The 19153-nt window shown below is 37.0% G+C and carries 12 protein-coding genes; 2 read left to right on the forward strand and 10 right to left on the reverse strand.

Features of this window, described 5'->3' with window-relative positions; translation table 11 throughout:
• Positions 1 to 693 precede the first annotated feature (693 nt).
• Entirely contained in the window at positions 694 to 1020 is a 327-nt protein-coding gene (locus AACH31_RS11805) for an IS30 family transposase (protein ID WP_370512579.1), read from the forward strand.
• Positions 1021 to 1437: 417 nt separating this feature from the next.
• Here AACH31_RS11805 and AACH31_RS07365 read toward each other — a convergent pair whose 3' ends face one another.
• Entirely contained in the window at positions 1438 to 2172 is a 735-nt protein-coding gene (locus AACH31_RS07365) for a hypothetical protein (RefSeq protein ID WP_161830847.1), read from the reverse strand.
• 367 nt (positions 2173 to 2539) lie between these two features.
• Here AACH31_RS07365 and AACH31_RS07370 point away from each other — a divergent pair, with 367 nt between their 5' ends.
• On the forward strand, positions 2540 to 3820 hold the full coding sequence (locus AACH31_RS07370) for an FtsW/RodA/SpoVE family cell cycle protein (RefSeq protein ID WP_262950255.1): 1281 nt from the start codon (positions 2540 to 2542) through the stop codon (positions 3818 to 3820).
• Between the two features lie 44 nt (positions 3821 to 3864).
• Here the strand turns inward: AACH31_RS07370 and addA are convergent, their stop codons facing one another.
• The 9 genes from addA to cmk form a co-directional block, all read right to left on the reverse strand.
• The gene (gene addA / locus AACH31_RS07375; RefSeq protein WP_338617334.1) at positions 3865 to 7470 is read right to left on the reverse strand and encodes a helicase-exonuclease AddAB subunit AddA; all 3606 of its coding nucleotides are present in this window, start codon (positions 7468 to 7470) and stop codon (positions 3865 to 3867) included.
• A complete protein-coding gene (gene addB, locus AACH31_RS07380; protein WP_338617337.1) occupies positions 7460 to 11020 on the reverse strand; it encodes a helicase-exonuclease AddAB subunit AddB in 3561 nt (1186 codons plus the stop codon). The genes addA and addB overlap by 11 nt, the downstream gene beginning before the upstream one ends.
• 448 nt (positions 11021 to 11468) lie before the next feature.
• Positions 11469 to 11741 (reverse strand): HU family DNA-binding protein, encoded by a 273-nt coding sequence (locus AACH31_RS07385; RefSeq protein ID WP_161830844.1) that lies wholly within the window; start codon positions 11739 to 11741, stop codon positions 11469 to 11471.
• Positions 11742 to 11949: 208 nt separating this feature from the next.
• Entirely contained in the window at positions 11950 to 13425 is a 1476-nt protein-coding gene (gene spoIVA, locus AACH31_RS07390; protein WP_161830843.1) for a stage IV sporulation protein A, read from the reverse strand.
• 305 nt (positions 13426 to 13730) lie between these two features.
• Positions 13731 to 13979: a stage VI sporulation protein F gene (locus AACH31_RS07395; RefSeq protein WP_161830842.1), complete on the reverse strand. Its 249-nt coding sequence runs from the start codon at positions 13977 to 13979 to the stop codon at positions 13731 to 13733.
• Between the two features lie 107 nt (positions 13980 to 14086).
• Positions 14087 to 15094 (reverse strand): NAD(P)H-dependent glycerol-3-phosphate dehydrogenase, encoded by a 1008-nt coding sequence (locus AACH31_RS07400; protein ID WP_161830841.1) that lies wholly within the window; start codon positions 15092 to 15094, stop codon positions 14087 to 14089.
• Between the two features lie 26 nt (positions 15095 to 15120).
• Entirely contained in the window at positions 15121 to 16431 is a 1311-nt protein-coding gene (gene der / locus AACH31_RS07405; protein ID WP_161830840.1) for a ribosome biogenesis GTPase Der, read from the reverse strand.
• Positions 16432 to 16713: 282 nt separating this feature from the next.
• Positions 16714 to 18378, reverse strand: coding sequence for a S1 RNA-binding domain-containing protein (locus AACH31_RS07410; RefSeq protein WP_161830839.1), 1665 nt, complete (start codon positions 18376 to 18378; stop codon positions 16714 to 16716).
• Positions 18378 to 19046: a (d)CMP kinase gene (cmk, locus tag AACH31_RS07415; RefSeq protein WP_161830838.1), complete on the reverse strand. Its 669-nt coding sequence runs from the start codon at positions 19044 to 19046 to the stop codon at positions 18378 to 18380. Before cmk ends, AACH31_RS07410 begins: the two co-directional genes overlap by 1 nt.
• Positions 19047 to 19153 lie beyond the last annotated feature (107 nt).

The following is a 19153-nucleotide window of genomic DNA, read 5'->3' on the forward strand; positions in this document are numbered from 1 at the left end:
GATCGTGACACCGGCCGTTGTTTTAGATAATTTGAATACTCCTTATTTTTAGCTTCCTAACGTTTATTAGCTTTAGTTTGTTTAGTTATTTTCATTTGAATTATCCTTTCTAAAATAATAAAGTATAAAAAAGAGTAATAAAATTCCACTAAAATACGTTTTCTTAAACATTAATAAAATTGCCATTAATATAATTAAACAAATTCTTAACATATTATTCTGCTAGATGTTATAATAGGAAGAGGGTGGACCTAATCACCCTCTTAAACCTTAGCGTTTTTTATTTCGCTTGGGTTTGTTAACAGTTGCTTTATATGCGATGGAAGCAACTATTATTGGACTTATGGGTGTGGCGAAGTTATAAAAATTTTCGCTACACTCTTTTATTTTATCTAGCATTTCCTCACCTCCTAAATACGTTATAATGCGTGCAGTAAGAAAAAACAAGTATTTTTTATAAAACATATAAAAAAAGTAGCAAGTGATAAAAATCACTTGCTACTTTTTATTTAAAACTTGATTAGCTTATCCATTAAATTTTCAGATCTAAATAAAGAGTTGAAATCAGAACAACTGATGGAAACCATTCAAAAATATCTAGAGCTAACTTGGTCACCCGAACAAATTCCTAATAAGGTTTTAAAGATTGTTATTTCATTTAAAACTATTTATCGTTGGATTTAGGATGGAACGATTTTATTAGGAGATTTAAGTTGTTTAGGGCAAAAAGGAAAGCGTCGAAAACCACGAGAAACACGTGGACGACTTAACATTAGAACCTCGATTCATCAGCGTCCCAAAGAGGTAAACAAACGTCATACATTGGGACACTGGGAACTTGATATGGTTGTTTCAAGTCATGGTAAAAGTAAAGATTGTTTAGCCACCTTTGCTGAACGTCAAACACGCTTTTATGTGACTATAAAAATAGAAAATCGCTCGGATTCAGAAATGTATCGAGCGATTAGTGAGTTATATGAACTCTTTCCTAAAGACACCTTTAAAACCTATACGGTTTGATCGAGGAAAAGAGTTTGCTTATTATTCCAAAGTAGAAGTTGACTTAAAGGTTCCTGTTTACTTCGTAGATGCCTATTCATCTTAACAAGAGTCAGTGATGAAGAAATTAATGAGGCACTCTGCCTCATTAATCATCGACCACGAAAATGTTTAGGTTGGAAAACTTCATGAGTCACCTACCCACGCAGTGACATCCACATTTAGTAGGGAATCGAGCTATTTCATGAGAAACTATCGCATTTGTATTAACAATTCGTCATGTTGAAAAAAACATACTCTATGTCAGAGTTAACTTCTACTTTTTCAACAGATGTCGTAAAAAAAACATCTTCATAACATTCAATTATCTCCCTGTCAATAATGCTACTATGATATTAGTTAACGGCATCTTCAAGAAATTTCATATTAATTTTCCCCTTAAAGATGTAGAATACGAATACCTTCAATCTCTGCCACAGAAATGACCTCGATTTCATCTTTGAGATTATCAATCGTAATATGTCGATCATCTTTTAGCTCAATCATCCCTGATTTTAAACTCCCATCTTTTTTTACAATCTGAACGATAGGTGCCTTCATCAATAACGGACGATTAGTTAATTCTTGAATAAATGTTAAAAGTTCTTGTTGCTTCTCATCTAACTCAACAACGGCATCTTGTGGATCTTGCACGTCATTAGCCCCTTCATCCTCTAAAGTGACCTCTGATGGACTCTCCTCTACCACCTGATCAACAATCTCTACCACTCGCTCCTCCATCTCTTCCGTTGAATCTACAGCCACGCCTTCAACCTCAATCTGAGGTTCACTCGCCTCTACTTTTGGCACAGGGCATGAAGTTGATTCACTTTCCTCTGACACTTTTGCAGGTTCTTGATGATAATTAACAACAATATTGACCGTTTCATAGGGACAATCATCCGACTCGACCACAGATTCCTCATATGTATTTTCCTGCATATCATCTTCCTTTGGAACAAGCGCCTGAAAATGACTCTCCTCTAAGCGATCAAAACTATGTACATAATTTTCGGCCACGATATCTTTTGGTTTTTGAGTGGGCGTTTTAAAAAAGCTTTGCTCTGTAACCCTACATCCTTTATACGTCGTATCAACAAATAATAAGGGTCCCCTTTCATTTGATTTTGCCATATTAAACAAACCTCCCTTACGTTAACCTACTATAATCTATGCAGCACATTTTGAAGCGGTCACTCCCATCTTCTCAAAAAAAGAAGGCGCAGCTTTTGAAGACTTCTCCCGTTGTTTGAAGAGATTAAAACGATTCCAAAAAAAGAGCCGACTCTTTTAATCCCGAACAAACTCCTCCTACAAAGAGCACCATGACCTTCGAAAGATGACGACTTCGTCCTTAACTTAAGTCGCTTACATCAATCGTTTGCTCCTCTAATCATCAAGAGGAAACGCGCGCCTCCCTAAAAAATCATCTCAATGGCTTATCTTTTCTCATATTATCTGATAAAATAGACATGATATCTTGACGTAATAGGTGATAAACGTGAGAAATATTTTAAACAAGTTTAAAGTTTTATTTTATAATCCCATTATTGTTTACTTAATTTTAATTATCGGAATTGGGGTGGTTGCCATCCAATCGGCCTCCCCACTTTTTAAAATTAATTATGCGGCTACGCATGATAATAATGCGTTTAAGCAATTACTCTTTATTGGAATTGGGGCCGTTATCGCGGTATTTATTATCATCATTGGTATTGAACGAATTCGCGCCCTTCGGTGGTGGATCTACGGTTTTTGGATGATTCCGCTTCTTGGACTTTTCGCCTATAAAAAGCTCCACCTTCCGATTCCCTTCGTTAAAGATTTAAATGGAGCCGTTTCTTGGTACGAGCTTCCAGGAGGGTTAGGGACAATCCAACCTTCGGAGTTTATGAAAATCGGGCTTGTTCTCGTCGTGGCAGATATTATCCAACGTCACAATGAACGGTACCCACATATTAGGCGAACCTTCAAAACAGATTTAAATTTATTGATGAAAATTATGGCGGCTATTTTACCCCCATCTATCTTAATTTTCATCCAACCCGATTCAGGGGTAACCATGATTATCCTTTTCTTCATTGCCATCATGATATTTTCTTCTGGCATTCAATGGCGTTACATTTTAACTGTCGGAGGCATCGTGATCGTGCTCATGGCAACCTTCATTTTACTCGTTGGGGTCTTTCCTGAATTTTTAACCGGAACACTCGGAATCGATGCCTATAAATTAAGTCGTTTCTTCGGTTGGTTTGATCCGTTTGGAACGATGGATAAAGACGGGATGCAACTGGCTAAGGGATTACTCGCCATCGGGTCTGGAAACCTCATTGGAAATGGATTTCAAAGTGCCCATGTCTATTTCCCTGAAGCCCACACCGATTTCATTTTCGCCGTCATTGGAATGGATTTCGGATTAATCGGAACGCTTATTACCATTACTTTATGCGGTCTATTTGACTACGAAATCTTAAATACAGCAACGCTTAACCGCGGACATTACAATAGTTACGTTTGTATTGGAATCTTTGGAATGCTATTTTTCCAACAAATCCAAAATATTGGGATGACCATCGGTCTTCTTCCGATTACCGGAATTACCCTTCCTTTTATTAGTTATGGAGGAAGCTCTTCACTTTCCTACATGATTTTATTTGGAATTGTTCTAGCGTCCTATATTGAAGGCATCAAAATCAAACATAATGAAGTCGATTACCATGAACGAACGTTATATTTAAAAACAAAAGCGTATATTAAAGATAATGTTAAATTTGATGATTAAAAAAAGGCTCATTTCTCATAGAGGAAATGAGCCTTTTTTTCGTTCTAAGCATAAACGATGGCTTCTTGAACTTTAAGGAAATAAACATAACACGACACTGTTTTAGTGGGATAAATTTCTTTAATGGCTTTTGAGTAATATTTCATCTGAACAGTGTAACGCTCTTTTAGTTCTTCATATTGCTCCTTAAAATCACGCACGTAATCTGTCTTATAGTCAATAATTAAAACTTCATCCTCAAATTCTGCTAGTAAATCAATAACCCCTTGTAATAAAACTTGTGACCCTTTATCTTCCGTCAATTGAATTAAGGTCATAAAGGGAACTTCTTTTTTAATGGTGATCGCCTGGGCTAACCGGTGATACAACGCACTCTTCGTAAATTCCAAGACGTGGTGTAGGTCAATTTTATCAGCCATTAGCGGGGTCATCATTTCCTTCTCAATCACCCGTTGTTTCATCTCCATTAAATCCGCTAACGTATAATCTAGACGAATCGGTAAATGTTGCATAAACTGGTGCAATGCCGTCCCTGCCTCAGGTCCACTTACTTGCTTTTCCTTCATAAAAGATGGCCGATCATAGGCTACCGCACGTTTCACTTCTGGTACGCCCTTTATCAATGGGGTTGTTTCCTCTTCCTTTCTTTGGGAAACGGATTGCTTCGCTTGGATTTCTACAAGAGATTGATAAGGATATTGGCGTTGAAACACCTTTTCAAAATCAATGACCGGTGGTGTCACTCCATGATGTTGATCATTCACATCCGTCTCATTCAATTCCTCGTATGCGGATACGACACGTATCTCCCATTCACTAGAATCATCAATCCATAACGGTTGTTGTTCGCAATATATAGCACTAATTTCCTTTGAATCCCGGTGGCGAAGAACCGCTGGAATCAACCAATCTCCGTAACTTTTAGCCTGCATTCTAGCTGTCATAGGCAGTCGATCCCCTGACTGCATCACGATCTCACTCATCGAAGCTAATTTTTTTTCTACGTCAAAAACACCTGTAAAAATAAGCTTCGATTGGGCTCGTGTCATCGCAACATAGAGCAGTCGCATCTCCTCGGCTAACATTTCTTTATGAATCATCGCTCCCACAATATTTTGGGCCATCGTCTTTTGTTTAAGACGAAGATGAGGATCGATATATTTCACAGCGACTCCGTAGTTTTTGTGAACTAAGTAATTTCCGAGTTCATCTTGGCGGTTAAACGTTTTATGAATTTGAGAAACAAAAACAACTGGAAACTCTAATCCTTTGGACTTATGAATCGACATCACACGAACCACATCTTCCGTAGCCGTCACGGTTTTTGCCTTTGCGAAATGTTTTCCTAAAGATTGCATCCGTTCAATATACCGAACAAAGCCGTAGACACCTTTTTTCGTTGTCGTCTCATACATTCGTGCCTTATCTACAAAGACATCCAAATTGGCTCTTCTTAAATATCCGTGAGGAAGCCCTAAGACAAATTCATAATACAACGTTTGCTCATAAACAAGCGTAATCAATTGCGAAAGGGGCATCGTCTTCGACTTAAACCTCCATTGCTCCACACATTGAACAAAATGATTCGCCTTTTCTTTTAACAGGGAATCCTCTCCCTCTTTAGCATAGTGACGGACAAGATCATAAAAAGAGGTCGCCTTACTAAACACCCGAATCATCGATAATTCCCGCTCACTAAAGAAAAAGAGTGGCGAACGCATCAATCCAGCGAGTGGAATATCTTGATAAGGATTATCAATTACCTTTAAGCAGGAAACTAAATTAATAATTTCTATAGACTCAAAAAGATCTGTGTTTTGCTCCGTAAATAATGGAATATGATAGCTCCTAAACACATCTTGAAAAATCGTCACACTTCCTAACGATCGCATTAAAATAACGATATCCTGATATTTTAAAGGGCGATAACTTCCCTTTTTGCGATCATAAATTTCTTGCCCTTGGCTCATCCACTGTAAAATTAATCGAGCAATATGATGAGCCTCCACTTCCACCGCACTTAAATCCACGTCGCTTTCCTCATCAAATTGAGGTTTATCAATTAAATGAATCTCACTTTTATTAAACGCATCATTCGCTTCATTTAAAACCCCAAGCTTTAATTGAGCTGCTTCATCATAAGCAATTTCACCCACTTCTTCGTCCATGACCTGCGTAAAAACATAATTAGTAGCGTCTATCACTTGTTGATGTGAACGGTAATTTTTCATCAAGTCTATTTTATTTCCATCTGGTTGAGGAGTAGAAAATCGATGATATTTTTCTTGAAAAATACCTGGTTCGGCTAAACGGAAGCGATAGATTGATTGCTTCACATCCCCTACCATAAAGATAGGAATCTTTGGTTTAGCGACACTTGCAATTGAATGAATAATATATTCCTGCATCGAATTTGTATCTTGATATTCATCAATCATAATTTCTTTAAATTGGCGATACACTTCTTTGGCAACTTCTGTTGGCTTCCCACGATCCGTTAATAATTGGAGAGTGTTCCATTCTAAATCAGAAAAATCTAACATTTGTCGCTCATGTTTGGCTTTCATAAAACGTTCATGAAATAAAAAGACGAGTTTTGATAGGGCGATGACAAGGGCTTGGCTCGCTTTAAAATGTTGATGATGTGTTTCATTCGTATATACAAAATATTTTTCTTCGAGTTTGCCAATTCTCTTTTTAAAGGCATCGCGGGCCTTTTTACTTTGCTCATGTGCCTCTTTATCATATTGCTTCGCATTAAACCTTGGGAAAGTAGCTAACTTTGTTCCCTTAAACGCCTCGCGTAACTCAGCATACGTCGCCTGGGCTCCCTCTTTTAAACGATTTAAGTATTCAAGGTCTTGCGGATAAACATCGGTTGGATATTTATGTGCCACGCCCATCACTTCCGCATCTTGCGCAAACGCATATGCCTTTTTCAAATCTAATAATGCCTCATCAATAACAGGTGACATCAGGTGATTTAATTGCTGATAATACCCCCACGTGCTTAAGTCATCGCCCTCCCACTGATATAAGTCAGGCAATTCCTTAAGCCACTGCTCCATATGAGGATTTGATCGAGCGAGTTCATAAACTTTTAAAACCATCGTCTTTAATGCTTCATCATCTCGATCACTATTAAAACTCTCACTTAATTGCACATACGCTTCATCGTCTTGTTCCGCTAACTCATCAAATAGCGCCTCAATCACATCATCTTGCAAGATTCCTACTTCAATATCATCCGCAATCTTAAAAACAGGATCCAGTTGTAACAAATAATAATATTTTCGAATCAACTTATTACAAAAAGCATGAAAGGTTGAAATATTAGCCGATGCAATCTTATTTAATTGAGTTGCTAATAACACATCATGCGGATGGAGTGCCAGTTCCTGCTCAATCCGCGAACGAATCCGTTGCTTCATTTCAGCAGCGGCCGCTTCAGTAAAGGTTAGAACTAATAGTTCATCAATATTAATCTGATCAATTAAAATCTTCTGAATCATCCGCTCGACTAATACTGCTGTTTTACCTGAGCCAGCACCTGCTGAAATTAATAAATCATGCCCCTTTTCATAAATCGCTTGCCATTGCTCATCATTCCAAATGGCATCTTGAGGCTTCTTTGGTAAATTACTCATCATCACCCGGTCCTCCATCCTCTAATCGACACTTCATTGCCTCTAGGGCAACCTCGGTCTTCATTTTAGGTAATACACGCCACTCATTTCCAACAAAGTCTAAATCAAATTGGCAAATCCCTCGATATTGACAGTAATCACACGCCGTCTTTGATCCGTGTTTCGTCGGATTAATTTTTAAATGGCCCTTTGTAATCTTGATCGCTGAGTCCTCAATCATTTGGTTCGTATACTCGCGTAACAACTGAAGTGAATCATTCGCTAAAATAGCATTACCTCGGGATGAAAAACTCCCATCTTTCTTTAACGTAATCGGAACAATATCACTTTTACTTTGCTCCCCTAACCGTTGATCACTGAGATGTACAACATCATAGTCCTCAGGTAAATAGCCATTCATTTTATATTTTTCATACTGTAATTGCTCTACCTTTTGTTCATAGGCTTCCTGACGCAGTAAATCATCTATATCATGACTAATAAATGGCCGATGGACGTGAAAATAAAGCAGTCCCCCGACCTCAGCTGGTAAATCAATCAATTGCAAGGCATTTGAAACCACGATATCTAAATAAGTTAATAACTGGAGGCTCAATCCATAGTACACTTTATCCAATTCTAATTCTTTATCACTTGATTTATAATCAATAATCCTTAAATAGGCACGGTCCCCCGCTTCATTTTTAGCAACATCCACGCGGTCAATAACCCCTTTTAATGATAATCTAAACCCATGAGGTAACTCCCGTGCCTTCAGATGAATCCCAGATGTCCCATGAACATCAAATGGTAATTCAAAAAATAGCGGTTTAAATAAACTATGTTGGCCTTGATACTTTAAGCCTAGCAAGGTTTTAGACACAACTTGAGTCAATCGTTCCGTTAACTTCATCATTCGTTTACTTTGACGTAAAACCCTATAGAGTAATTGTTCACTTAATTCATCTGCTACTAAGCGAGCTAACGTCTGACATTCCTGAACACTTAAGTCGGAAAATGAGCGATTTTCTCTTTTTATCATTTCAGATATTCTCTTTAATGCTTCATGATAAAGTTCCCCAATATGAGGTAAATCCAATTGATACGTCGGACGCTCTTTTAAACGTAATCCATATCGTAAATAATGGGCAAACTCACATTGATTAAATAACTCTAGTCGTGAAACACTAGCTACAATTTCCTCACTATACAATTGTTTGGTTAGTTGCTCATCTAATGAAACCACATCATTTTGGTAATTCAAAATATTCATAATCGTCTGATAGATTAACGGTTGCTTCTCTTTATAATAATTCAATAACGGTTCATAATACGCTCGCTGGCTGGCATCCTGTTTTAATACAGCAATTAAATGTGCAACTGTTTGGGAGTGGGTCGTTAGATGTTCATAGACATCTTCCTCCGATTCACGTCCGATGTGTTGTTCAACCGACTCCTTAAACATGTTTTTTAAATGCGTATAGATGTATGAGGGTAAAAATTCTTTTCCTTCATCATTACTAGTTGCATAAGAGAGCGTTAACGAAAGTTTAGGGGAAGTGAAAACCGTATATAAAATAAATTGTTCATCTACTTGTGCCTGGATTAGACTAGGTGAAAGCTCAATTCCAAACGATTTTAATGCCTCGCGTTCAGTCTCGCTCAATAGACTAATTTCGGTTAATGTTTTAGGAATTTTCCCTTCGTTCACACCAAGGACAAATGCATGTTTAATCCCGTATTGGGAAGGGTCGCTTAAATCCCCCACCAATTGATAACGAGAACGACGAAGTTCACCTACTGCCACTTGATCTAATCGTGGAGGTACCGTCGCATAAACCATCTCTTCAAGTCCGGCCTTAAAGATTGGCACAAAATCATCTAAACTTACTGTTTCCTCCTGCCCAATTTCCACAAGTTGTTCAAAAAGAGACAGAAGTTTATTCCAAACTTGGGCGTGACGCTTATACAGTTGCAAATCTCCAAGTTCCTCCGCACTCTCTTCAAATAGGGCTAATTTTTGTGGAATGTGGCAATCCTCTAAAAAGGTGAACAATGCGATCGCGTAATCTTTATACGTTTTCGCTCCTTTAAAGGCGTGTTCAAGTGATAAAATGGCCGTACTAATCTCATTCTTTAATTGGTTGATTTGTCGTTCCAACTCTAAATCGTCGTCCGTTTTGACGTAACCACGCCCAAGTCCCTGATAACGATCATAATTCCATTCTTCTTCACTGATCCAATCCGCCTTCTTTAAATTTCTTGTTAAACAATAGTTTTCAAGTTGATCCACTTGGCGTTGGTAGGCTTGATAGGCGGTATAAAAAGACTGCCCCTTTTTAAATCCTTCAACATTCATAAAGAGCCCCGTTTTAATCACCGTAAAAAGCGTATCATGACGCCAACGTGATAAAATAACATCAAAAATATGATAAATCAGCATCATCAACGGATGATGAAGCATGGATTCTTTATAGTCTAAGAAAATAGGAATTTCAAATTTGGGGAAAATAGCCGCGATTAATTCATCATAAGCAGCCGCGTCCCCCGTATAAATCGCAAGATCACTATATGCATATCCTTCATTGTGAACGAGATGATAAATTCTTTTGGCAACCTCTTCAACCTCTACACGTTGATTAGCTGCTGCAAAAAAGGAAACCCCCTTTTCATTTGAAGGAGATAAAGGCGCTTGTAAAAAATGCTGTTCTAAATGTTGAAGTGCAGGCGACTGATGAAAACGAGACTTGGCATTCGATGATATTTCAACGATTTCATAATCAAGTCCACGTTCAGTCGCCCCTGCTTGTAAACGTTGCAACGTACGTCTTGGTAACTCAAACACTAGGCTTTGATCATTTAGATCATGCGTCAATACAATCGTGACAGACTTGGCATATTTCATCAGTTGAAATAAAATGAGTTCTTCCTGCTTATTAAAGATATGATACCCGTCCACGTAAAAATCGCTAGTCGCAACCGTCTGGCTGTTCGCAATTTGCTCGCTTAAAAGCGTATAATAATCCTCGCTCATTAAATATTTATTCCATGAGACATGTTCAAAGTTTTCATATAAAATCGCTAAGTCATGAATTTTTTTTAACGATTGAAGTGAGCCATTAATCCCTTCCTTTAACTCGTTAGCACAAGCAAATAGCTGAGACGGGCTTACACAATAACTCTTAAATTCTGAAATCATTTCACTAATTTTATTAATAAAGCCCGGTTTATTTGCATAATACGGAAATAATGCAAGATCATCCTTCTTTTCCGTCATGACTTTTTGCAGTAAAATCGCTAGCCCTACCTCATCTAAATGATATCGGCTTAACCCGCCTGTTTCCTGTAAAATACGATATGCAAAACGATTAAAACTAAGTCCCTGTACGCGCATCAGGCTCGGATATCGACTTTGTTTTAATAATTGATATTCCATATGAAATGACATTTGGTCAGGAATTAACACATAAATGGGGTCACCTTGAGGTAACTCATCGCAGGCCTGTTTTATTTCATCTAAAATAACACGGGTTTTTCCAACACCCGATCGTCCTATAATAAAACGAATACTCATCCTCTCACCTCTTATTTCTTTTCCTATAATATGGCTGATTCTAATTCCCGTTAAACACGGCTTCTGCAAACAACTAGCCGATTAAATCTATGGATTTTCCTAATTAACAGCCACCTCTTTTACCGATTCAGACATTCACTTCCTCTTAGGCGGCATTCAGTCACATGTCTTGGCATCCTCATGACACGACTTCATTCACCTTGATGAGGGCGGAAACATGTCTCCTCATTTCCTCCAATCATTATCGTTATATTTAAACCCGACGTTCATGTTACCTTTTATAAGTCTCCCCTAATTAGGCATCCTTACACGCCCTCAAGTCTCCTATCGTTGAATGAAGTTCGACTTGAAATAGGTTGCATTGGCTCATCCGATGGAGGGTCTACCTTATTTCTCGCCTCCTGATGTATAAAAAAGACAACTGCCAATGAGTTGTCTTTTTTATACATTATTTTAAAGCATCTTTTAAAGCTTTACCTGCTTTAAATGCTGGGTATTTACTCGCTTCAATTTCAATTGTTTCTCCAGTATGTAAATTGCGTCCTTGACGAGCAGCACGTTCACGAACCTCAAAAGTTCCAAACCCTACTAAAGCAACTTTATCATCCTCTTGTAATGCTTCAGTTACTGTTTCAATGTACGCACTTAAAAATTTATCTGCTTCTTTCTTTGTTAACTCCGCCTTTTCAGCGATTTTATCTACTAATTGAGAACGATTCATAAATTTTAAATACCTCCTAAGATGTTTCATTGCAAATAAAAGTTTACCATACCCTCTAGTGAGGTTGCAAACATTTATTTGCCTATTTTCCTCTGACATACTATTTTATCCTATTATGTAATAAATTAATGATTCCTAGTCACTATTTTATTAAATTATATTAAAAATTCTCTCATCAAGAAGACGATGAGAGAATTTTTTGGATAAATTATAGCATAATCGCAATTAATCCACCATTACCTTGGTTAACAATCTTGATTAATGTCTCTTGTAATTTCATGCGTGCATTTTCTGGCATTGAGTATAATTTAGCAGAAATTCCATCGCGGACAATTTCGCTTAAACAACGACCAAAGATTTCAGTTGACCAAATTGATAATGGATTTTCATCTACATCTTTTAAGATGAAATCAATTAAATCTTTACTTTGTTGCTCTGTTCCGATGATTGGTTCAAAAACAGATTCAACATCTACACGGATCATATGAATTGATGGGGCAATAGCTTTTAAGCGAACTCCATAACGTGATCCTTGTTTTACAACTGTCGGTTGACTTAATGTCATATCCTCAATTGATGGTGTCGCAATACCATATCCTACTTGTTTCACCATTTGTAAAGCACTCGCGATAGGCTCATACTCTTTTTTAATGTTTGCGTAATCTTGTAATAAATACATTAAATCTGCTTTATCTTTGATTGGACCTACTAATTCAGTTAAGATTTGATCATATAACTCATTTGGAACTTTAATTTCTAATTCGGCTAATCCAACCCCTGCATCTAACGCGCTAATATAGCAATCTTCAATGACATCTTCTGCTTTTAACTCTTCAGCTAAATAGTTAATATCACGAAGTTTATAGAATTCGTTTGTACTTTGGTTAATTAATTTTAAGAAGCGTGCTTTTAACCAATTGTCATCACTTAATGCATCTACCCAGCTTGGTAATTTGATATCTAATTCTGATACTGGGAATTCATATAACGCCTCAGTTAAGACACTATAGATATCTTTTTTCGTCATGTTTTCAACACTTAATGGAATAACTGGCACTCCATATTCTTCTTGTAAATCATTACGTAAAGCCGCTACATCTTCTGTTTTTGGATGTGTTGTATTTAATACAACGATAAATGGCTTGTTAATCGCTTTTAATTGCTCAATAACTAACTGTTCAGCCTCTAAATAATCTTCACGTTCGAAGTTTCCAATTGAACCATCAGTTGTCATAACGATTCCAATGTGTGAATGATCTTCAATAACCTTTTGTGTTCCAATGGCTGCAGCCTCAACAAATGGGATTGGTTCTTCATACCATGGAGTGTTTACCATTCGTGGACCTTCCTCAGTTTCATAACCAACTGCACTTGGGATAACATAACCCACACAGTCGATTAAACGAATACTTGCAGAAACTTCACCTTCAACTGTTACATTAACAGCTTGTGCTGGAATAAACTTTGGCTCAGTCGTCATAATCGTTTTTCCGTTTGCACTTTGTGGTAATTCATCAACCATACGTTTTTTTACATTTTCATCTTCAACTAATGGAATAACAAGTGATTCCATAAATTTTTTGATAAACGTAGATTTTCCTGTACGAACCGCTCCTACGACACCTAAATAAAACTCTCCATTTGTACGGGCAACAACGTCTCTCATCAGTTCATTAGTTTCCATAGTGTAAACCTCCATTTTCAATTATATTTGTCACTAACAATGTATGATGCTTATCCTCTACTTTATGAGAGAATTTAAATAAAACTTTTATTTTTTGATCCGACGTTTGAATAAGTCCAAGGATCTTTTCTCACCTAACTCAACAATGAATCAGGTTGCGTTTCCTTCGAATTATATGCACCATTAGCTTAAAGATATGATAACTTTTTTCCAAATTTATCATTTGCTACATCGTGGGGAATAAAAAAGAGGGTGCGTTTTTTGAAACGCACCCTCTTTTTTATCTTTTTAAAACAAACTCCCACTTACATCATCATTTTCAATAATTGATCCATATCTGTTGGAACTTCACCATTAAGAATCATTTTTGTTAACTGATCTTCTACTGATTTATCCACTTTACGACCAACAATTGAACCAACACTTTGAATTAATGCACGTACTTGCTCTTCATTTTTCAAATCCATTCCTGAGGCTTGATCTGCAATATTAAAAATTTCATCTTGATTAATATTTACATCTTTCCCACAACGTCCAAAAAGATTATTAAACATAAATAAAACCTCCTCATGTCTCATGTTCAATATAACATATGACATCAGGAGGTAATTTGTGACTAATGACCTATTAATTTAACTTTCCTTCAAAAAAAAGCATCTCATTAATAAAATTCTGGTTTCATCTCGCGACTCATTAATTGATTAATGGCTTCACGAGGATCTAATTTATTAAAAATCACTTCATAAACCGTTTCTACAATTGGCATTTCAATATTTAATGCCTGCGCCATCTCATAAGTTGCCTGACAAGTTCTAACTCCTTCAACGACCATCGTCATACTATCAAGAGCCTCTTGAAGATTCGATCCATTTCCAATTTTATATCCAGCTTGCCAATTGCGACTATGTACCGACGTACAAGTTACAATTAAGTCTCCAAGTCCACTAAGACCACTAAATGTTTCTTCGTTCGCACCTACAGCAACCCCAAGACGTTTAATTTCTACAAGTCCTCGTGTAATTAATGCCGCCTTTGGATTATCACCATAACCAAGTCCAGCTAAAATTCCTGCCGCTAAAGCAATCACATTCTTAATCGATCCACCAATCTCTACTCCGATTAAATCATCCACACGATAAACGCGGAAATAATCATTCGTAAACATTTTTTGAACCTCATTCGCACGGTCTACGACTGTCGCCGCACAAGTAACCGTCGTCAAAGAACGTTGAATAACTTCCTCAGCATGTGATGGTCCTGTTAAAGCAACAAACGCCTCTAAATAATCGGCATTAATCTCTTCCATAACAATCTCAGACACACGCTTATGTGTCCCTGGCTCAATCCCTTTACTCGCATTAATAATAACAACCTTATGTGTTAATTGCGTATTAATCGTTTTTAAAACGTCACGAATCACTTTCGTTGGAACAGATAACAAAATAAACTCTGCTTCTTTTAAGGCCTCTTTCAAATCAGTTGTCGCTCGTAAAGAAGATGGCAATTCTACCTCTTCAAAAAATCGAGCATTACGATGATTTTCATTCACATCTTTGACGATGTCTGCATTTAAATCATATAACATCACCTGATTTTTATTATCACATAAAACTTGCGCTAAGGCTGTTCCCCAACTTCCAGCTCCCACTACTGTTATATTTTTAACCATTATAAATCCTCCTCATTATATACCTGTTAATCCCTATTTCTTGCGATAATATGAATAGGTGTTCCTTCAAATCCAAACGCCTGACGCATACAGTTTTCTAAATAACGCTTATATGAAAAGTGTAATAACTCAGGATCATTAACGAAAACAACGAATGTTGGCGGTTGAGTAGACACTTGAGTTGCATAGTAAATGCGTAGACGTTGTCCATTATGCGTCGGTGTTGGATTCATCGCAACTGCATCCATAATTACATCATTTAAAACATGAGTAACCACACGTTTTTTATGATTTTCTGCCGCCATATTTAGTGGTTCAAATAACGTGTGTAAACGTCGTTTCGTTAATGCTGATAAGAAAACAATCGGAGCATAATCTAAAAACGCCATTTCGGTACGAATTAAATCTTCCCACTCTTTCATTGTTTTATCTGTTTTTTCAATCGCATCCCACTTATTAACAACGATGACAACTGCTTTACCAGCCTCGTGTGCATACCCCGCTACACGTTTATCCTGCTCGATTAATCCCTTCGAAGCATCAATGACGATTAAACACACATCACTGCGATCAATGGCGCTAAGCGCACGAAGAACACTATATTTTTCAGTGGTCTCATACACTTTCCCTCGCTTACGCATTCCGGCTGTATCAATTACAACATATTTTTGTCCATCTTTCGTAAATTCCGTATCAATGGCATCACGAGTCGTCCCAGCGATATCACTTACAATAACACGTTCTTCCCCTAAAATGGCATTTGTTAATGATGATTTTCCAACATTCGGTCTTCCGATGAGTGAAAATTTAATCACATCTTCTTCGTAATCTCGTCCTTTTTTATCCGGCATTTGTAAAACGATTTGATCGAGCATATCCCCAAATCCAATACCATGAACAGCAGATGTTGCAATCGGATCACCTAATCCAAGTGAATAAAATTCATAGATTTGATCTCTGAAATTAACATCATCCACCTTATTTACAACAAGAATAACTGGTTTGTTAGTTTTATATAGCATATTTGCAACTTCTTGATCGGCCTGAGTGATTCCGTCGCGAGCATTCGTTACAAATACGATGACATCCGCCTCATCCATTGCGATTTCCGCTTGATGTTTAATTTGTCGAACAAATGGTTCATCACCAATTTCAATTCCACCTGTATCAATCACGTTAAACTTACGTGTTAACCATTCCCCGCTACTGTAAATACGATCACGAGTAATTCCAGGTTCATCTTCTACAATCGACACACGTGATCCTACAATTCGATTAAAAATCGTTGACTTTCCAACATTTGGTCTTCCGACAATTGCTACTACAGGTAATACCATGTTGTCACCTTCTTTCACCTTTCCAAAAAAAATACATCGTTAATATTATAGTAGTTTTTGACTCCATTAGTCAAATTTTCAAGAATAAAAATAAAAAGGGGGAAATCCCCCTTTTTCCTATCGCTATCTTAGTAAACGTTAATCCATTAGGAAGCTTGTCTTTTCTTAAAAAATCTAAGCTCAACAGTGAGATGTCATAAAAATCTTACGTTGAAGCGTATTTCATGTTCTGATGCCCTCTTGTAGTTGGCTCAATCTTTCAAGTTAACAATCAAAAAGATATTATAATAAATTTTTTAATGCATCCCCGAATAAGTCCCCTAATGTTTCGTTTTCCATCGCCTCTTGTTTTTGCATATAGTTATTAAATTCTTCACGTTCTGCATCTTCAACAATACGGCGAATGCTTAATTCTAATTTAAATTGTTTAGGTTCAAAACGAGTGACTTTAACCTCGACTTCTTGCCCAACTGTTAATACGTCTTCCACACGAGAAATACGTTTTTCCGTGATTTGATTCATTGGTAGAAAACCAACTACATCTTCTTCGACTGCAACGAATGCTCCGCGGTCATTAGTCGCCACAACCGTTCCTTTCACAACATCTAATGTTTTAAACGTTACCGATTCCCAAGGATTTGATTTCACTTGACGTAACGATAATCCTAAGCGATGTTTTTTCGCATCTAATGAAATAATTTTAACTTCCACTTCATCCATTGGAGCTACCATCGATGCCAATTTCATCTGAGGATTCCATGATGCCTCTGTGTAATGACATAATCCTTCAATGTATGGAGCCACTTTAATAAATGCTCCTAAATCTGTCACATTCGTTACTTGTCCCTTAATTACATCCCCAACCTGATGACCAAACGCCACCCATGGGTCTTGCTCTACTTGTTTAATTGACAAGGCAAGGCGATGATTTTTATTATCCATCGATAGGATACGAACGCGAACAGTTTGACCTTCTGACACTACCTCATCTAATTTTGCCTTATGATCCCATGATAATTCAGATAAATGAACTAACCCTTCAACACCTGCTGCAACTTCTACAAAGGCTCCAAAATCCATTAAACGGACCACTTGCCCATCTAATACATCTCCAACTTGGTGTGTTGAAGCAAACTGTTCAAATGGCGTCATTAAAGTTGCCTTAATTGATAATTGTAATTTTGTTCCATCAATTTTAATGACTTTCGCAGATACCTTTTGCCCGACTGTTAAGGCATCCTCAACATTTGCCACCGGTAAATGAGAAATTTCAGAAATATGAACTAATCCTTCTAACGAACCAAAGCGAACGAATGCCCCATATTTTTCGATACGAACAACTTCACCTTCAACGATTTCTCCAAGTGCTAATGTTGAAAATTGTTCATCGCGTGCCGCTTTTAATTGTTCTGCAATCACCATTTTACGTGATACTTTAATTTTACGGTTGCGAGCGTTAAATTCAACAATTCTCACAGGAATCTCTTGTGAAACGTATTGATTTAAGTCAGAAACGTATTTAACATCAATCATATTAGCTGGTAAGAACGCCTCTAATCCAATATTTACAATTAAACCGCCCTTAACAACACGTTCTACTTTCGCGACTAATGTTTCACCTTTTTCAAAAGCCGTTTTTAATTCTTGGAAACGTTCGTATTCAAGTAAAGCACGGCGCGATAATAAAATTTGCTCGTCATCAACTTTCTTAATCATCGCTTTTATTTTATCACCGATTTTAACTACATCTTTGGCAGAATCCACTTTATCTAATGTTAATTCATTTAAATAAATCGTTCCTTCTGTTGCTCCATGAATATCAACCGTAACCTCTTGATTTGTTACACGAACAACTTCACCTTCAATGACATCATTCACTGCTGGTAAGTCAAAATTAGCCATTGATAGAACTTCACTCATCGTCATTTCTTCTGGATTTTGTTTCATTAAACTTCCCCACCTTTTTTTACAATATTTATAATTGCATCAACCGCCTCATCAATTGTTAAATCAGACGTATCGACGACAATTGCATCCTCTGCTTTCGTTAAAGGAGAATGTTCACGTGTTGAATCTAACTTATCGCGTAATTCGATTTCTTCTTTTAACGTTTCAAAATCACACGCAATTGATCGGCGTAAGTTTTCATCATAACGACGTTTTGCACGAACATCCACCGATGCTGTCATAAAAATTTTATAATCGGCATTTGGTAAAACATTCGTTCCGATATCGCGCCCATCCATTACCACATTATCCGTTTTAGCATATTCAATTTGACGATTTTTTAATTCATCTCGAACAAATCGAATAGCTGAAACAGCTGATACATTTTGTGAAACAATAGGTTGTCGAATCGCATCTGTTACATCTACCTCATCTAAAAATACTTTTTTATCATTCGTTAAACGAATCGTTGTATTTTTAAGCATCTTCGCAATTGTTTCTTCGTCTGTTACATCCACTTTTTCATTTAACGCCTTTAGCGTTACTGCACGATACATCGCTCCTGTATCGATATAAATGTATCCTAACATTTGAGCTACTTTTTGAGCAATTGTACTTTTTCCTGCTGCTGCTGGTCCATCAATTGCAATTACTTTAGAACGAACCATATTATCACCTCGACTTGTCCTTATTTTATCACATTATTTTACTTGTAAACAACCACAAAATGGGGACTTCTCACAATTGAACCTCCCCCTTATAAAAATAAACTAAA

The sequence above is a fragment of the Turicibacter faecis genome (assembly GCF_037076425.1).
Taxonomy (GTDB): domain Bacteria; phylum Bacillota_I; class Bacilli_A; order MOL361; family Turicibacteraceae; genus Turicibacter; species Turicibacter faecis.